Source organism: Streptomyces sp. KR80, from assembly GCF_052245555.1.
Classification (GTDB): domain Bacteria; phylum Actinomycetota; class Actinomycetes; order Streptomycetales; family Streptomycetaceae; genus Streptomyces.
Genome location: NZ_JBQQCD010000007.1, coordinates 1 through 14272, shown reverse-complemented (window position 1 = coordinate 14272; position 14272 = coordinate 1). Strand labels below are relative to the sequence as shown.

17 protein-coding genes and 3 tRNA genes are annotated in these 14272 nt (G+C 69.5%); 6 read left to right on the top strand and 14 right to left on the bottom strand.

Features of this window, described 5'->3' with window-relative positions; translation table 11 throughout:
- Positions 1–506: 506 nt before the first annotated feature.
- The 8 genes from rplL to ACTWQI_RS12595 all read right to left on the bottom strand — a co-directional run bounded on the left by rplL (position 507) and on the right by ACTWQI_RS12595 (position 5747).
- The gene (gene rplL, locus ACTWQI_RS12630; protein WP_443269957.1) at positions 507–896 is read right to left on the bottom strand and encodes a 50S ribosomal protein L7/L12; all 390 of its coding nucleotides are present in this window, start codon (positions 894–896) and stop codon (positions 507–509) included.
- Between the two features lie 117 nt (positions 897–1013).
- Positions 1014–1574 carry a 50S ribosomal protein L10 gene (gene rplJ, locus ACTWQI_RS12625; protein ID WP_443269956.1) on the bottom strand — a complete coding sequence of 187 codons (561 nt, stop codon included), beginning with the start codon at positions 1572–1574 and terminating at the stop codon, positions 1014–1016.
- 261 nt (positions 1575–1835) lie between these two features.
- Positions 1836–2756 carry a hypothetical protein gene (locus ACTWQI_RS12620; protein ID WP_443269955.1) on the bottom strand — a complete coding sequence of 307 codons (921 nt, stop codon included), beginning with the start codon at positions 2754–2756 and terminating at the stop codon, positions 1836–1838.
- A gap of 183 nt (positions 2757–2939) precedes the next feature.
- A complete protein-coding gene (rplA, locus tag ACTWQI_RS12615; protein ID WP_443269953.1) occupies positions 2940–3662 on the bottom strand; it encodes a 50S ribosomal protein L1 in 723 nt (240 codons plus the stop codon).
- A 76-nt stretch (positions 3663–3738) separates the two neighbouring features.
- Positions 3739–4173 (bottom strand): 50S ribosomal protein L11, encoded by a 435-nt coding sequence (gene rplK, locus ACTWQI_RS12610; protein WP_443269951.1) that lies wholly within the window; start codon positions 4171–4173, stop codon positions 3739–3741.
- A 187-nt stretch (positions 4174–4360) separates the two neighbouring features.
- Positions 4361–5197, bottom strand: a complete 837-nt coding sequence (gene nusG / locus ACTWQI_RS12605) for a transcription termination/antitermination protein NusG (RefSeq protein WP_443269949.1) — start codon at positions 5195–5197, stop codon at positions 4361–4363.
- A 70-nt stretch (positions 5198–5267) separates the two neighbouring features.
- Positions 5268–5564 (bottom strand): preprotein translocase subunit SecE, encoded by a 297-nt coding sequence (gene secE, locus ACTWQI_RS12600; RefSeq protein WP_443269946.1) that lies wholly within the window; start codon positions 5562–5564, stop codon positions 5268–5270.
- A gap of 110 nt (positions 5565–5674) precedes the next feature.
- Positions 5675–5747, bottom strand: a tRNA-Trp gene (locus ACTWQI_RS12595).
- A 212-nt stretch (positions 5748–5959) separates the two neighbouring features.
- Here ACTWQI_RS12595 and ACTWQI_RS12590 point away from each other — a divergent pair.
- Together ACTWQI_RS12590 and ACTWQI_RS12585 are read left to right on the top strand one after the other, a co-directional pair.
- A complete protein-coding gene (locus ACTWQI_RS12590; RefSeq protein WP_443269944.1) occupies positions 5960–7198 on the top strand; it encodes a pyridoxal phosphate-dependent aminotransferase in 1239 nt (412 codons plus the stop codon).
- A gap of 184 nt (positions 7199–7382) precedes the next feature.
- Positions 7383–8402 (top strand): adenosine deaminase, encoded by a 1020-nt coding sequence (locus ACTWQI_RS12585; protein WP_443269942.1) that lies wholly within the window; start codon positions 7383–7385, stop codon positions 8400–8402.
- Positions 8403–8436: 34 nt separating this feature from the next.
- Here ACTWQI_RS12585 and ACTWQI_RS12580 read toward each other — a convergent pair whose 3' ends face one another.
- The 6 genes from ACTWQI_RS12580 to ACTWQI_RS12555 all read right to left on the bottom strand — a co-directional run bounded on the left by ACTWQI_RS12580 (position 8437) and on the right by ACTWQI_RS12555 (position 11154).
- Entirely contained in the window at positions 8437–9516 is a 1080-nt protein-coding gene (locus tag ACTWQI_RS12580) for a UDP-N-acetylmuramate dehydrogenase (RefSeq protein ID WP_443269940.1), read from the bottom strand.
- Positions 9517–9593: 77 nt separating this feature from the next.
- Positions 9594–10022, bottom strand: coding sequence for a MaoC family dehydratase (locus ACTWQI_RS12575; RefSeq protein WP_443269938.1), 429 nt, complete (start codon positions 10020–10022; stop codon positions 9594–9596).
- A 5-nt stretch (positions 10023–10027) separates the two neighbouring features.
- Positions 10028–10507, bottom strand: coding sequence for an FAS1-like dehydratase domain-containing protein (locus ACTWQI_RS12570; protein WP_443269936.1), 480 nt, complete (start codon positions 10505–10507; stop codon positions 10028–10030).
- A gap of 176 nt (positions 10508–10683) precedes the next feature.
- The gene (rpmG, locus tag ACTWQI_RS12565; RefSeq protein ID WP_004571794.1) at positions 10684–10848 is read right to left on the bottom strand and encodes a 50S ribosomal protein L33; all 165 of its coding nucleotides are present in this window, start codon (positions 10846–10848) and stop codon (positions 10684–10686) included.
- A 114-nt stretch (positions 10849–10962) separates the two neighbouring features.
- Positions 10963–11035: transfer RNA gene (locus ACTWQI_RS12560), tRNA-Met, on the bottom strand.
- A gap of 46 nt (positions 11036–11081) precedes the next feature.
- Positions 11082–11154: transfer RNA gene (locus ACTWQI_RS12555), tRNA-Thr, on the bottom strand.
- Positions 11155–11355: 201 nt separating this feature from the next.
- On the opposite strand from ACTWQI_RS12555, the gene ACTWQI_RS12550 reads away from it, so the two are divergent.
- From ACTWQI_RS12550 to ACTWQI_RS12535, 4 genes are all read left to right on the top strand, one after another.
- Positions 11356–12621 carry a hydrolase gene (locus ACTWQI_RS12550; RefSeq protein ID WP_443269935.1) on the top strand — a complete coding sequence of 422 codons (1266 nt, stop codon included), beginning with the start codon at positions 11356–11358 and terminating at the stop codon, positions 12619–12621.
- 85 nt (positions 12622–12706) lie between these two features.
- A complete protein-coding gene (locus ACTWQI_RS12545; protein ID WP_443269934.1) occupies positions 12707–13369 on the top strand; it encodes an NAD(P)H-binding protein in 663 nt (220 codons plus the stop codon).
- A gap of 201 nt (positions 13370–13570) precedes the next feature.
- Positions 13571–13735, top strand: coding sequence for a hypothetical protein (locus ACTWQI_RS12540; RefSeq protein WP_443269933.1), 165 nt, complete (start codon positions 13571–13573; stop codon positions 13733–13735).
- A 2-nt stretch (positions 13736–13737) separates the two neighbouring features.
- Complete coding sequence (locus ACTWQI_RS12535; RefSeq protein ID WP_443269932.1) at positions 13738–13992, top strand: hypothetical protein; 255 nt, start codon at positions 13738–13740, stop codon at positions 13990–13992.
- Positions 13993–14272: the final 280 nt, after the last annotated feature.

Genomic DNA, 14272 nt, shown 5'->3' with positions numbered 1-14272 from the left:
TGGTGACGGGCAGGGAGCAGCTAACAGGCAGCGCAAAGGGTCAGTGTAGCCACAAGGCCCACTGATGTCCAGAGCGCATTCCTGGAACAGCTGGGTGCCACTGCACAGCAGTTCCGATCTCGCCCTCCAGAAGGGGCATCCCCCGGAAGGCCGCTCCATCTGGAGGGGTGATCCCCTCATTGTTCTTCAACGCCTGCGGCAAGCCGCGCGCTGCCAAGCGCATATCGATACTGCCCTCTTCGTCTGCGATCCATGCCTCGGATCCTGGATCGGTGTGACGACGCGTCCTGAGAATTGCGCGCTGCGTGCCGTTCGTCAAGGCCCCCACCCCCTCGAGCCCTGCCGATATGCCCCTGACGGCGCGTGGCTTCCCAGGCCCCGCAGGCCGGGCAACGAAGATCACCATACCTGCCGCCGGGCGCCGGGCCAGGGACCTCATGCGGGAACACCCGAGGGCGATCACCCGTACGAGTGATCGCCCTCGGCTCAACGCGTCAGGAGAGGTCTTACTTGACCTCGACGGAGGCGCCGGCGCCCTTGAGGGACTCGGCGGCCTTGTCGGCCTGCTCCTTGTTGACCTTCTCGAGGACCGGCTTCGGGGTGCCGTCGACCAGGTCCTTGGCCTCCTTCAGGCCCAGCGAGGTCAGCTCGCGCACGACCTTGATGACCTGGATCTTCTTTTCGCCCGCACCGGTGAGGATGACGTCGAACTCGTCTTTCTCCTCCGCGGCGGCGGCCTCGGCCGGGACGCCCGGGCCCGCGACGCCGGCCACGGCGACCGGGGCGGCAGCCTCGACGTCGAACTTCTCCTCGAAGGCCTTCACGAACTCGGAGAGCTCGATGAGGGTCATCTCGCTGAACTGCGCGAGCAGCTCGTCCTGGCTGAGCTTCGCCATGATGGCGGTCCTTCCACTAAGTCGGCTGGTGCCGGATGTACAGCTTGTTGTTGGGCGGGCGTCGGGCCCGCTGCGACCGAGCGTGCGGCCACGCCCCGGGAGGGGCATGGATGGTGGTTACTCCGCGGACTCGGCCTCGGCGGGAGCCGGCGTGCCGGCACCGCCCTGCTCGACCTTGCTGCGCAGCGCGTCCGCGGTGCGGACGAACTTCGAGAGCGGGGCCTGGAAGGTCGCCGCGGCCTTGGCCATGGACGCCTTCATGCCACCGGCCAGCTTGGCGAGCAGCACCTCACGGGACTCAAGGTCCGCGAGCCTCTTGATCTCGTCGGCGGACAGCGCCTTGCCCTCAAGGACGCCCCCCTTGATGACGAGAGCGGGGTTCTCCTTCGCGAAGTCACGGAGCCCCTTCGCCGCCTCGACCGGGTCACCGGTCACGAAGGCGACCGCCGACGAACCCGCGAACAGATCGTCGAGCGTGGTGATCCCGGCCTCGTTGGCCGCGATCTTGGTCAGCGTGTTCTTCACCACACGGTACTGAGCGTTCTCACCGAGCGAACGGCGCAGCTCCTTGAGCTGTGCGACGGTGAGACCGGTGTAAGCGGTCACGACAGCGGCGTTGGAGTTACGGAACTTGTCCCGCATCTCCTCGACGGCTGCGACCTTGTCGGGCCTCGCCATGAGCCTCGGCCTCCTTCCGGGTGATTCGGACCGCTCGGAAGGGGCTCACACGACGAAACGCCCCGGGCGCAGGCGCACGGGGCGGAACTCAACCGGAACAGCAGCGCTCCGGGAGCTCTTCCACAGTCACCTACGCGGGCCGTCCGCAGTCAGCGGATCCTTCGGCAGCCGCACCCCTTTGCTGAGGCACAGCGACGACCGGCGGTCTTTGGCTTCTGTGGAAGAGTACGGGAACGTGTCGACGTCGAGCAAATCCCGCGATCAGAGACCGCTGCCGGCACCCTGCCGCTCGAGCTCCTTGAACATCTCGAGGAAGTCGAAGGTCTCGGCAGCCGACGGGGCCCGTACGTCGGCCTTGGCTCCGTAGTCCGAGTAGGAAGCCGAGATCTTGATCGTGCCCTCCGGGCTGTCGATGCCGATGTCCATCTTCACGGGGTAGTCATCCTCGTTGACCCAGACCTCGGTGTCGTACGCCTTGATGCCCGACTTCTTCATGTTGGCGAGGAGGTCCTTACGCTGCTTCTCGTCGAGCACGTCGAGGGACTTGTTGGACGCCAGCATCTCTTCGACGGTGAGGGTGCCCTTGTAGTGCTCGGCCTGCACGCCCTCGACCTTCTCCGAGCCCACGTGCTTGAGGTTGGGCGAGTCGAGCAGCATCGCCAGCTGCTGGGCCGGGTCCTGATTCATGTTCTCCATGCCCGCGGTCATCTGCGTCATGAGCTGCTCGTTCCCGGACTTCTCGGCGATCTCCGCGAAATCCAGCTTCATCCACCGCTTGCCGCCCATGTCCTTGGACGCCGTCGCGCCCAGGTCCATGTACATCACGTTGTCGCGCCAGACCATGCGGAGCTTCTCCGGAGCGTCCGGGTCGCTCGCGAACGCGCCGCCGCTCATGGTCATATCCATGACCGTCGGATCCCACCCCAGGACGCCGGACATGTTCATGTCGCCGCCGCCCTTCGTCGCCGTCGGCATCGACATGGTCATCCGGACCTTGGCCGACTTGGCCGCCGCGGTCTTCTGGTACGCCGCTGTGATGACCTGCGTGACCGTCCGGGCCTTCGGCTGCCCCCCGGCCTTCTCGTCACCGTTCTTGTCGTCGCCCTGACAGCCGGCCAGACCGGCCACGACGGCCGCGGCCGTCAGCGAGACGCCCACGCGCTTCCATGCGGACATGCTCATGCTCCACCCCGTTTCTTCTTCGCGTGTGAGTGCGATCGAACGGTAGCGCAGGCCTGTGACAGTCAGTGACGCCGTAGCAGGGCTGTGACAGTCCATGAGACGGCGTACAAGACCGGTCCCCGCACCTTGGCGGAGGTGCGGGGACCGGTTGGCTTGCGCGTGAACGTGCGACCGACGTCGGGATCAGACGGCGGCGGCGTCCTCCTCGACGAGGAGGTTGCGGGTGCGGTTGGCGTCCACCGGGATGCCGGGACCCATCGTGGTCGTGATGGTGGCCTTCTTGATGTACCGGCCCTTGGCGGCGGACGGCTTCAGACGGAGGATCTCGTCCAGGGCCGCGCCGTAGTTCTCCACCAGCGACCTCTCGTCGAACGAGGTCTTGCCGATGATGAAGTGGAGGTTCGCGTGCTTGTCGACGCGGAACTCGATCTTGCCGCCCTTGATCTCGGTCACGGCCTTGGCCACGTCCGGCGTCACGGTACCGGTCTTCGGGTTCGGCATCAGACCACGGGGGCCGAGCACCCGGCCCAGGCGGCCGACCTTGCCCATGAGGTCGGGGGTGGCGACGACGGCGTCGAAGTCCAGCCGGCCCTTCGACACCTCGTCGATGAGCTCGTCCGCGCCGACGATGTCGGCGCCCGCTGCACGCGCGGCCTCGGCACGGTCACCGGTCGCGAAGACCAGGACCCGGGCGGTCTTACCGGTGCCGTGCGGAAGGTTGACGGTGCCGCGGACCATCTGGTCGGCCTTGCGCGGATCGACGCCCAGGCGGAAGGCGACCTCGACGGTGCCGTCGAACTTGGTCGAGGAGGTGTCCTTGGCGAGACGGACGGCCTCGAGCGGGGCGTACAGGCGCTCCCGGTCGATCTTGGCGTCCGCAGCGCGGAAAGTCTTGCTGCGCTTCACTGCTGCTCCTATGGAGTATCGGAGTCGTGGTGCGGGCCAGCGCCTGGCCCTGCCACAGAGGGAGGTGGGGAAGTGATCAGCCTTCGACCGTGACGCCCATGGAACGGGCGGTGCCGGCGATGATCTTCTCGGCGGCGTCCAGGTCGTTGGCGTTCAGGTCGGGCATCTTCGTGGTGGCGATCTCGCGGACCTGGTCGCGGGTGATCTTGGCGACCTTGGTCTTGTGCGGCTCGCCGGAGCCCTTCTCCACGCCCGCGGCCTTGAGGATCAGCTTGGCGGCCGGCGGAGTCTTGGTGATGAAGGTGAAGGAACGGTCCTCGTAGACCGTGATCTCCACCGGCACGACCATGCCACGCTGCGCCTCGGTCGCGGCGTTGTAGGCCTTGCAGAACTCCATGATGTTGACGCCGTGCTGACCCAGCGCCGGGCCGACCGGCGGAGCCGGGTTGGCCGCACCGGCCTGGATCTGGAGCTTGATCAGCCCCGTGACCTTCTTCTTCTTGGGAGGCATGCTCTCTCCGGGTCCTAGTGAGAGGTGATTCGCCTCCGATCCGGATCATCCGGATGGAGGCATACCGCACAACGATAACGGGTATGGCTGTGCGGCCGAAAACCGAGCAGGTCAGACCGGCCCCTGACGTCCCGCAGGACCCGGGGAACTGGTCCGACCTGGTCGGAGATGGTGGGCGAAGAACCCGTCAGTTCTTCTGGATCTGGTCGAAGCTCAACTCGACCGGCGTCTCGCGGCCGAAGATCTCGACCAGGCCCTTGACCTTCTTCGAGTCGGCGTTGATCTCGTTGATCGTCGCCTGGAGGGTCGCGAACGGGCCGTCGGTCACCGTGACCGAGTCGCCGACCTCGAAGTCCAGCACCTGGACCTCGACCTTGCGGCTCGGTGTCGGAACACCGGCCTCCTCCGCGGCCTTCTTCGCGGCGGCCTCCTCGGCCTCCGGGGCGAGCATCTTGACGATCTCGTCGAGCGTCAGCGGATACGGGTCGTAGGCGTTGCCCACGAAGCCGGTGACACCCGGGGTGTTCCGGACGACGCCCCACGACTCGTTCGTCAGATCCATGCGCACCAGCACATAGCCGGGCAGCTTGTTCTGGCGTACGTTCTTCCGCTCGCCGTTCTTGATCTGGACGATCTCTTCCTCGGGCACCTCGGCCTGGTAGATGAAGTCCTCGACATTGAGCGAAACGGCGCGCTGCTCCAGGTTGGCCTTCACGCGCTTCTCGTAACCCGCGTAGGTGTGGATCACGTACCACTCACCGGGGAGGGTGCGCAGCTCCGCGCGCAGCGCCTCGACCGGGTCGACAGCGGGTTCCTGCGCCTCGGGAGCCACGTCCTCGGCGACCTCGGTGACCGCCGTGGCCTCGTCCTCCACGTGCATGGCGGCTTCCTCTGCCGGCTCGCCCGCGGCGGCGTCCGCAGCCTCGGCCTGGTCAACCTCGTCGGCCGCCTCGACGATGTCGGCCGCGGCCTCGTCGCCCTCGACGGGTTCAGTGGCATCGTTCAGGTTCGGGTCGTCAGACACGGTGGCTGCTTCTTCCTGACTTCAAGGGGTGGAACTGGCGGAGGGACCCTCGCGGACGCCCTCCGCGGGATCAGCCGAAGACGTACTTGACGGCCTCGGTGAATCCCCAGTCAATCACGGTCACAAGACCGATCATGATCACAACGAAGACAATCACCACAGTGGTGTACGTCGACAACTGGCTGCGCGTCGGCCAGACGACCTTCCGCAGCTCGGCCACGATCTGCCGGTAGAACAGCGCCAGTCGGCCCAGCGGGCCCTTCTTGCCGCGCTTGCCGCCGCGACGGCGCTTCCTCGCCTCGCGCTCGTCATCGTCGTCGGGACGACCGCTTTCAGGCGTTGCGGTGGAGCCAGGGGCTGCCGTCACTCGTCCTCACCTGAATCCCGGGTCGTGGCCGTGCCGCGCCCGGTGGAGCCGCACGGCGGTGCATGTCTGTACGTACTTTGCGCACACATTCCGTCGAAGAATGTGTGGAGCAGGGCCGGAGGGACTTGAACCCCCAACCGCTGGTTTTGGAGACCAGTGCTCTACCAATTGAGCTACGACCCTTTGTTTCCCCCAACGTACCGCATCCGCCCGGGTGCACGGAGTGCGCAGGGCGGAGCGACCGGTCAGGGCCAACGACGCATGAGTGTACGTGCTCTGCGGCCGGGCGTCGAACACGTACCTGCGGTTCCCCTTTTCGCGGCCGCCCGGGGCGCGTTCGCCCACCCCGCGATACCTGTGTGCCCCGCGCCTGCCGGGTCTGGGACGATGCAGTCATGACCGCTGCTACTCCACCCGCAACGTCCCCGACCGACCGACGGGTATCGGCCCGTATCGGCGCGATCTCCGAGTCCGCGACTCTCGCCGTGGACGCCAAGGCCAAGGCGCTTAAGGCGGCCGGCCGGCCCGTGATCGGCTTCGGCGCCGGCGAGCCTGACTTCCCGACGCCCGACTACATCGTCGAGGCGGCCGCGGAGGCCTGCCGCAACCCGAAGTACCACCGCTACACGCCCGCCGGCGGCCTCCCCGAGCTGAAGGCCGCCATCGCCGAGAAGACCCGGCGCGACTCCGGCTACGAGGTCGAGCCCGCCCAGGTCCTGGTGACCAACGGCGGCAAGCAGGCGATCTACGAGGCCTTCGCCGCGATCCTCGACCCGGGCGACGAGGTCATCGTCCCGGCCCCGTACTGGACCACCTACCCGGAGTCGATCCGGCTGGCCGGCGGCGTCCCCGTCGAGGTCGTCGCCGACGAGACGACCGGCTACCGGGTGTCCGTCGAACAGCTGGAGGCGGCCCGTACGGACCGCACCAAGGTGCTGCTCTTCGTGTCGCCGTCGAACCCGACGGGCGCGGTCTACTCGCGCGCCCAGGTCGAGGAGATCGGCCGGTGGGCCGCCGAGCACGGCCTGTGGGTGCTGACCGACGAGATCTACGAACACCTGGTCTACGGCGACGCCGAGTTCTCCTCGCTGCCGGTCGTGGTGCCGGAGCTGCGCGACAAGTGCATCGTCGTCAACGGCGTCGCCAAGACATACGCGATGACCGGCTGGCGCGTCGGGTGGGTCATCGGTCCGAAGGACGTGGTCAAGGCCGCGACCAACCTCCAGTCGCACGCCACCTCCAATGTCTCCAACGTGGCCCAGGTCGCCGCGCTCGCCGCCGTCTCCGGCGACCTGGAGGCGGTCGCGAAGATGCGCGAGGCGTTCGACCGGCGGCGGCGAACGATCGTACGGATGCTCAATGAGATCGACGGCGTGGAGTGCCCGGAGCCGGAGGGCGCGTTCTATGCGTACCCGTCCGTGAAGGCGCTGCTCGGCAAGGAGATCCGGGGCAAGCGGGCGCAGACGAGTGTGGAGCTGGCCGAGGTCATCCTGGAGGCCGCCGAGGTCGCGGTCGTGCCCGGCGAGGCCTTCGGTACGCCCGGCTACCTGCGGCTGTCGTACGCGCTGGGCGACGAGGACCTGGTCGAGGGCGTGTCGCGGCTCCAGAAGCTGCTCGGCGAGGCGCGGGACTGACTTTGCGGCTGAACCGCCGCCGCTTTCGCGGAGCTGGTTGGTCGCCGTAGGGGTTCCTCAATTGATGGTTGCTGTACGTAAGCGGGTGCCCGGTGTTTCCGGGCGCCCGCTTGCGTGTTCCGGCACGCCTCCGATCGTGGAAAGTGCCTATCGGGGCAGCAGGCGCATACGGCAAGATCTTGGGATGGAAAGCGTTCGTGACGTCCGGTTGCTGCCGAAGGCCCATCTGCATCTGCACTTCACCGGTTCCATGCGGGCCACGACCCTGCTCGAGCTCGCCGACAAGTACGGCGTCCATCTGCCCGAGGCGCTGAGCGGCGGCGAGCCCCCGAGACTACGGGCGACCGACGAGCGCGGCTGGTTCCGCTTCCAGCGGCTGTACGACATCGCCCGGTCCTGCCTGCGGACCCCGGAGGACATCCAGCGGCTGGTCCGCGAGGCGGCCGAGGAGGATGTGCGGGACGGATCCGGATGGCTGGAGATCCAGGTCGACCCCACCTCGTACGCGCCACGTCTCGGCGGGCTGATCCCGGCCCTGGAGATCATCCTCGACGCGGTGGAGAGCGCATCCCGGGACACCGGCCTCGGGATGCGCGTGCTGGTCGCCGCGAACCGGACGAAGCATCCGCTGGACGCGCGGACGTTGGCGCGGCTGGCGGTGCGGTACGCGGACCGGGGCGTGGTGGGATTCGGGCTCTCGAACGACGAGCGGCGCGGCCTCGCCCGCGACTTCGACCGGGCCTTCGCGATCGCCCGGGAGGCCGGTCTGCTGGCGGCGCCACACGGCGGGGAGCTGGCCGGGCCGAGCAGTGTGCGGGACTGTCTGGACGACCTGGCGGCGGGCCGGATCGGCCACGGGGTGCGGGCCGCGGAGGACCCGCGGCTGCTGCGCATGCTCGCCGACCGCGGGGTGACCTGCGAGGTGTGCCCGACCTCGAACGTGGCGCTGGGGGTCTACGAGAAGCCCGAGGACGTGCCACTGCGGACCCTGTTCGAGGCCGGGGTGCCGATGGCGCTGGGTGCGGACGACCCGCTGCTCTTCGGCTCCCGCCTGGTCGCCCAGTACGAGATCGCCCGGGATGCGCACGCCTTCGCCGATCCCGAACTGGCGGAGCTGGCACGTCAGTCGGTCCGTGCCTCCCGGGCGCCCGCGGACGTACGGGAGCGACTGCTCGGTGGGATCGACGCCTGGCTGGCCGGCTGATCGGCGCTCGGCCGGCGGCCGGAACGGCAGCCGCTCAGAGGCTGACGCCGACGGTCACCGGCTCGTTGACGAGGGTGACGCCGAAGGCCTCGTGCACGCCGTCGCGGACCTCGCGGGCGAGGGCGAGGAGGTCCTCGGTGGTGGCGGTCCCCCGGTTGGTGAGCGCCAGGGTGTGCTTGGTGGAGATACGGGCCGGACCCGTGCCGTAGCCCTTGGTGAAGCCGGCCTTGTCGATCAGCCAGGCGGCGGAGGTCTTCGTCAGACCGTCGCCCGCGGGATAGGCGGGCGGCGTCACATCGGCGCCCAGGCGGTCGGCGACGCGGGCGAGGAAGGCCTCGTGCTCGGCCGCGTTCAGGATCGGGTTGGTGAAGAAGGAGCCCGCGGACCAGGTGTCGTGGTCCTCCGGATCCAGGACCATCCCCTTCCCGGCGCGGAGCCGCAGCACCGCGTCACGGGCGGCGGCGGCGGGGACCCGGTCGCCCGGCGTGACGCCGAGTGTGCGGGCCAGCTCGGCGTACTTGACGGGGCTCGAGAGGCCGCCGGCGTCCTCGAGGACGAAGCGGACGCGCAGGACGACGAAGCGCGTGGGGTCGGCTTTGAAACGGCTGTGGCGGTAGGAGAAGCCGCAGTCGGCACCCGGGATGGTGACGGTCTCGCCGACCCGGCGGTCGTAGGCGATCACCTCGGTGACGGTCGAGGCGACTTCCTGGCCGTACGCCCCCACGTTCTGGATGGGGGTCGCACCCGCGGAGCCAGGGATTCCGGCGAGGCATTCGACGCCCGCGAGTCCCGCCTCGACGGTGCGCGCCACGGCGTCTGACCAGTTCTCGCCCGCGGCGAGCTCGAGGTGGGTCCGTCCCTCGGCGCGCTGCGTGGCAGACCCCAGCTCGAAGCCGGTGGTGGCGATGCGCAGGGCGGTGCCGTCGAAGCCCTTGTCCCCGATGACGAGGTTGCTGCCGCCGCTGATGATCAGAAGCGGGACGTCGGCCGCGTCGGCTTCGCGCACGGCGGCGATCACCTCGTCGTCCGTGGTGGCGGTGACGAGGCGGGTCGCGGGGCCGCCCAGGCGGAAGGTGGTCAGCGGGGCGAGGGGGGCGTCGAGGAGTTCCTGCACGGAGCAAGGGTACGGGCGTCCGACGCGTCGGTCGCTCCGCGGGGTGCCGGTGGGGCTGCGCTGGAGCCGGGTGACGGTCAGGCGAGGCGGACCAGCGCGCGGGACATGCCCAGGACCTTCTGGCCCGCGCTGACGGCCGTGAGGTCGACCCGGACCGTACGGTCGTCCAGCTTGGCGGCGATCTTGCCGCTCACCTCGATGGTCGCTCCCCGCTCGTCGTCGGGGACCACGACCGGCTTGGTGAAGCGCACCCCGTACTCGACGACCGCTCCGGGGTCGCCGACCCAGTCGGTGACCACGCGGATCGCCTCGGCCATCGTGAACATGCCGTGCGCGATGACGTCGGGGAGACCGACCTCCTTGGCGAACTTCTCGTTCCAGTGAATGGGGTTGAAGTCGCCGGACGCCCCCGCGTAGCGAACGAGGGTGGCGCGGGTCACCGGGAACGTCCGGGCCGGCAGGTGCGTGCCGACCTCGACGTCGTCGTAGGAAATCTTCGCTGCCACCGGGATCAGCCTCCCCTTGTCTCCGTCGGGGACGCGTCCGCCTCGGCGGGGCGCGCCACCAGCATCGTGTGCGCGGTGACCACGTGTTCACCCTTGTCGTCGTGGACGTCGCCCCGGACGGACAGCACATCGTTCCCGGCCATTGATTTGATCGACTCGATGGTCGAGGTGACCGACAGCCGGTCGCCGGCATGGACCGGGCGTGAATAGACGAACCGCTGGTCGCCGTGGACGACTCGGCTGTAGTCCAGCCCGAGCGCGGGGTCCTCGATGACCTGGCCGGCGGCCTTGAAGGTGATCGCGAAGGCGAACGTGGGCGGCGCGATCACATCGGGGTGACCGTAGCCTCTGGCCGCGTCCGGATCGGTGTAGACCGGGTTGGTATCACCGATCGACTCTGCGAACTCGCGGATCTTCTCCCGGCCGACCTCGTACGGCGGGGTGGGCGGGTAGGACCGCCCGACGAAGGACGGGTCGAGCGCCATGGCTGCTCTCCTGGAACATGCAGCGGCCCAAAGGGCCTCGATGCGGGGTGGTGGTCGGTGGGGGCACTCCCCCAGCAAACGCCGGGGGTACCCCCACCCAGCGTTAGCTGGGGGAGGGCGGCGAACAACGCGAGGCCGCCCCCGCTGTGGGGGGCGGCCTCGCGTATCAGCCTGATCTATCGCGTCTCGCGGTGCGCGGTGTGCGCGTTGCAGCGCGGGCAGTGCTTCTTCATCTCAAGACGGTCCGGGTCGTTGCGCCGGTTCTTCTTGGTGATGTAGTTCCGCTCCTTGCACTCCACGCAGGCCAGCGTGATCTTCGGGCGGACGTCGGTGGCAGCCACGTGAGTGCTCCTTGACCGTGGGGCCTCCCCAGGGCACCAGCCCGAGGGATGGGTGGATGAACGCAGGAAAGAGTAGCCGATCGAAGGACCGACCCCACAATCGGCTACTTGCAGTAGCGGTGACCGGACTTGAACCGGTGACACAGCGATTATGAGCCGCTTGCTCTACCGACTGAGCTACACCGCTTCGATGTGTGCGTACCCCGCCCGCGGACGGGACACTCGCACATCAGAGCCCCAATACGGAATCGAACCGTAGACCTTCTCCTTACCATGGAGACGCTCTGCCGACTGAGCTATTGGGGCGAGCGATGAAGACATTACACGCTCGGCCTCCGAAGGTGAAATCCGTATCGGTCCCCCCTTGTCCGCCCGTTGCCCACCACACCGGTACGACTATTCGCCTCCTCCTCGAAGCCGTCCCCGCCTCGCCATAGGCTCGTTCCGCACTGTGTGATCTTGGCGGCGCGACCGCCCGGCGGTGACCCGAAACCCTGCAGGAGCGCGATGCCCGAAAGCCACCCGCAGCAACCCCCCAGGCGTAGCGGTGCGGTCCCGGACCCCGGCGCCCTGGTCCTGTGCGGTGCGCGGCTCGCGGACGGACGCACCGTGGACGTTCGGCTGTGTGCCGGGCGCATCGAGGCCGTCGGTACGGCCGGGAGCCTCGCCCGGGGCGGCCCGGCTGCCGCCGAGCCACGCGCGCGCGTCGACCTCAGCGGCTATCTGCTGCTGCCGGCGCCCGCCGAGCCGCACGCGCACAGCGACACTGCGCTGACCGCCGACACCTGCGGCCCGGTCCTGCACGAACCCGAGGATGTTCAGCGACGTACCACCGAGGCCGCGCTGCTGCAGCTCGGCCACGGGGCGACCGCGCTGCGCACCCATGTCCGGATCGGAGACGTGCCGGGGCTCAGCGCGCTGGAGGCCGTACTGCAGGCGCGGCGCGCACTGCGCGGGCTGACCGAGCTCACGGCGGTCGCGGTGCCCCGGATCCTCACGGGGGCAGCCGGCGCGGACGGGCTCGCGATGCTGCGGGACGCGGTGAAGATGGGCGCGACGGTCATCGGCGGCTGCCCGGACCTCGACCCGGATCCGACGGGGTACGCCGAGACGGTCCTGGATGTCGCCGCCGAGCACGGCTGCGCCGTCGATCTGCACACGGAGGGTGACGACCCGGCGCGGCTCGCCAGGCTCGCGGCCATGGCCGGCAGGCTCCGGCCGGGGGTCGTCCTCGGACCCTGTGCGGGCCTCGCTCGGCTGCCGCAGGACGTGGCGGGGCGGGCGGCCGACCAGCTGGCGGCCGCTGGAATCACGGTCGTCTGCCTACCGCAGGGGGACTGCGGTGCGATGGAGGAGAGCCAGGGGCCCGGCACGGCTCCGGTGCGGCTGTTGCGGGCAGCGGGGGTACGGGTCGCCGCCGGGAGCGGGGCGCTGCGGGACACGGCGAATCCGGTGGGGCGCGGTGATCCGCTGGAGGCGGCGTATCTGCTGGCCGCCCTGGGCGGGGATCGACCGTCGGTGGCGTACGAGGCGGTGAGCGGGCAGGCCCGGGCCGCGATGGGGCTGCCGGAGGTACGGGTGGAGGCCGGCTTTCCCGCGGAGCTGCTCGCGGTGCGGGGCGAGGGACTTGCCGGGGTGCTGTCCCTCGCGTACAGCCGGATCGTGGTGCACCAGGGGCGCGTGGTGGCGCGGACGAGCGCGGTGCGGGAGTACTGCGACTCGGCGGTGGTGGCGGCGCTGGATCTTCCCCGGCAGGCGCAGGGCGGTTCGTGACGAGGGTTCGTAACGAGGCGTGGTTCCGGGGGGTGCGGCGTGGTTCCCGGGGTGCGCCCCGGCCGTACGGCGTACGGTCGGAGACATGCGCATTGTCATCGCTGGTGGTCACGGTCAGATCGCGCTGCGGCTCGAGCGGTTGCTCGCCGGGCGCGGGCATGAGGTCGCGGGACTGATTCGCCGTCATGAGCAGGCGGCCGACCTGCGTGAGGTGGACGCCGAACCCGTTCTGTGCGATCTGGAGCAGGCCTCGGTGGAAGAGGTGGCGGCCCATCTGCAGGGCGCGGACGCGGCGGTCTTCGCGGCGGGCGCGGGGCCGGGGAGCGGCGCCGCGCGCAAGGACACAGTGGACCGGGCCGCCGCCGTGCTCTTCGCGGATGCCGCGGAGCGAACCGGTGTGCGGCGCTACATCGTGGTCTCCACGATGGGCGCCGACAGCGAGCCGCCGCCGGACACCGATCCGGTCTTCGCGGCCTATCTGCGGGCCAAGGGCGCGGCCGACCAGGACGTACGGTCGCGGGAAGGCCTGGACTGGACGATTCTGCGGCCGGGCGTGCTGACGGACGAACCCGGCACGGGCCTGGTTCAGCTCGCCGAGCGCACCGGGAGAGGCCCGGTGCCGCGCGAGGACGTCGCGGCCGTGATCGCCGCTCTGCTGCAGGAGCCCGCCACGATCGGGCGCACGCTGGAGCTGATCGGCGGCACGGTCCCGGTGGAGGAAGCGGTCCGGGCGGCAGCCAAGCACTGAGCCCGGGCCCGCTCCAGCCGGGATGCGTCCGGCGGGAGCGGGCCCCAGGCTAGGGACATGGACGGACAGGACCCGCCCGTGGTCGTGCACCCTCCCCCAGGGGGCACCTCCCGGGCCGTTAGGCCCAGGGGGACTACCGCTGGGTGGGGGTCCCCCCGGCGAAGCCAGGGGGCGTGCCCCCAGCTCGAAGGCGCGCGCCGCGTGACGATCCGCGGGCAATCGGTCGGCGAGGCGCACTCGCTGCGGGATGTGATCGAGTTCCTGCGCGTGGCCGGGCTGGACGAGAACGTCGTCCGGGCCGATGACCCGGACCTGATCGAATGGCGCGGCGGCGGGCCCGCCGACTGGCCCGAGGAACAGGTCTAGCCATGGAGCCCAAGGAAGCCCCCATCACCCGGGACGAACGTACGGTCCTCCGCGCGATCTCCGACTTCCTGGACACCAAGCCGCCCGTCTTTCCCCACACGGCCGATCTCGTACGGGCCACGGGCCTGCCCGAGGCGGACGTGACAGAGGCCGTGCGCTCACTGGAGCGTCTGGACTACATCGTCATCGAGCCCCCGAAGTTGGGCGGCACAGGCGAGATCACCCACATCACCAGGACCGGCCAACACCACTTGTGAGGCCCCCGCCGGTCAGGGCCGTCGCCGGCCTGGCGGCCTCCCGGAACGTGCCGATGAGTGCCACCCACGGCACGTGCGAGCGAGGCGCCCCTGGGCGCCGTCAGGAACGAGAAATGCCCCCGACCAAGCAGTAGGTCAGGGGCTGTTCCCTCGGTGTGGCGGGTGCAGGGTTCGAACCTGCGTAGGCGTAAGCCGACAGATTTACAGACCCCTGGCGATGGACGATTAACAGGCCGCTGACCTGCGGCGAAAGTGATGCTGCGGCGCCCATGCCCCTTCG

Excerpts from the sequence above, each read along its gene's own strand:
- rplL (WP_443269957.1), bottom strand. The coding sequence starts at position 896 with ATGGCGAAGCTCAGCCAGGACGAGCTGCTCGCGCAGTTCAGCGAGATG.
- ACTWQI_RS12545 (WP_443269934.1), top strand. The coding sequence starts at position 12,707 with ATGCGCATTGTCATCGCTGGTGGTCACGGTCAGATCGCGCTGCGGCTC.
- ACTWQI_RS12620 (WP_443269955.1), bottom strand. The coding sequence starts at position 2,756 with ATGAGCATGTCCGCATGGAAGCGCGTGGGCGTCTCGCTGACGGCCGCG.
- ACTWQI_RS12585 (WP_443269942.1), top strand. The coding sequence starts at position 7,383 with ATGGAAAGCGTTCGTGACGTCCGGTTGCTGCCGAAGGCCCATCTGCAT.
- rplJ (WP_443269956.1), bottom strand. The coding sequence starts at position 1,574 with ATGGCGAGGCCCGACAAGGTCGCAGCCGTCGAGGAGATGCGGGACAAG.
- ACTWQI_RS12570 (WP_443269936.1), bottom strand. The coding sequence starts at position 10,507 with ATGGCGCTCGACCCGTCCTTCGTCGGGCGGTCCTACCCGCCCACCCCG.
- ACTWQI_RS12550 (WP_443269935.1), top strand. The coding sequence starts at position 11,356 with ATGCCCGAAAGCCACCCGCAGCAACCCCCCAGGCGTAGCGGTGCGGTC.
- ACTWQI_RS12535 (WP_443269932.1), top strand. The coding sequence starts at position 13,738 with ATGGAGCCCAAGGAAGCCCCCATCACCCGGGACGAACGTACGGTCCTC.
- rplK (WP_443269951.1), bottom strand. The coding sequence starts at position 4,173 with ATGCCTCCCAAGAAGAAGAAGGTCACGGGGCTGATCAAGCTCCAGATC.
- ACTWQI_RS12590 (WP_443269944.1), top strand. The coding sequence starts at position 5,960 with ATGACCGCTGCTACTCCACCCGCAACGTCCCCGACCGACCGACGGGTA.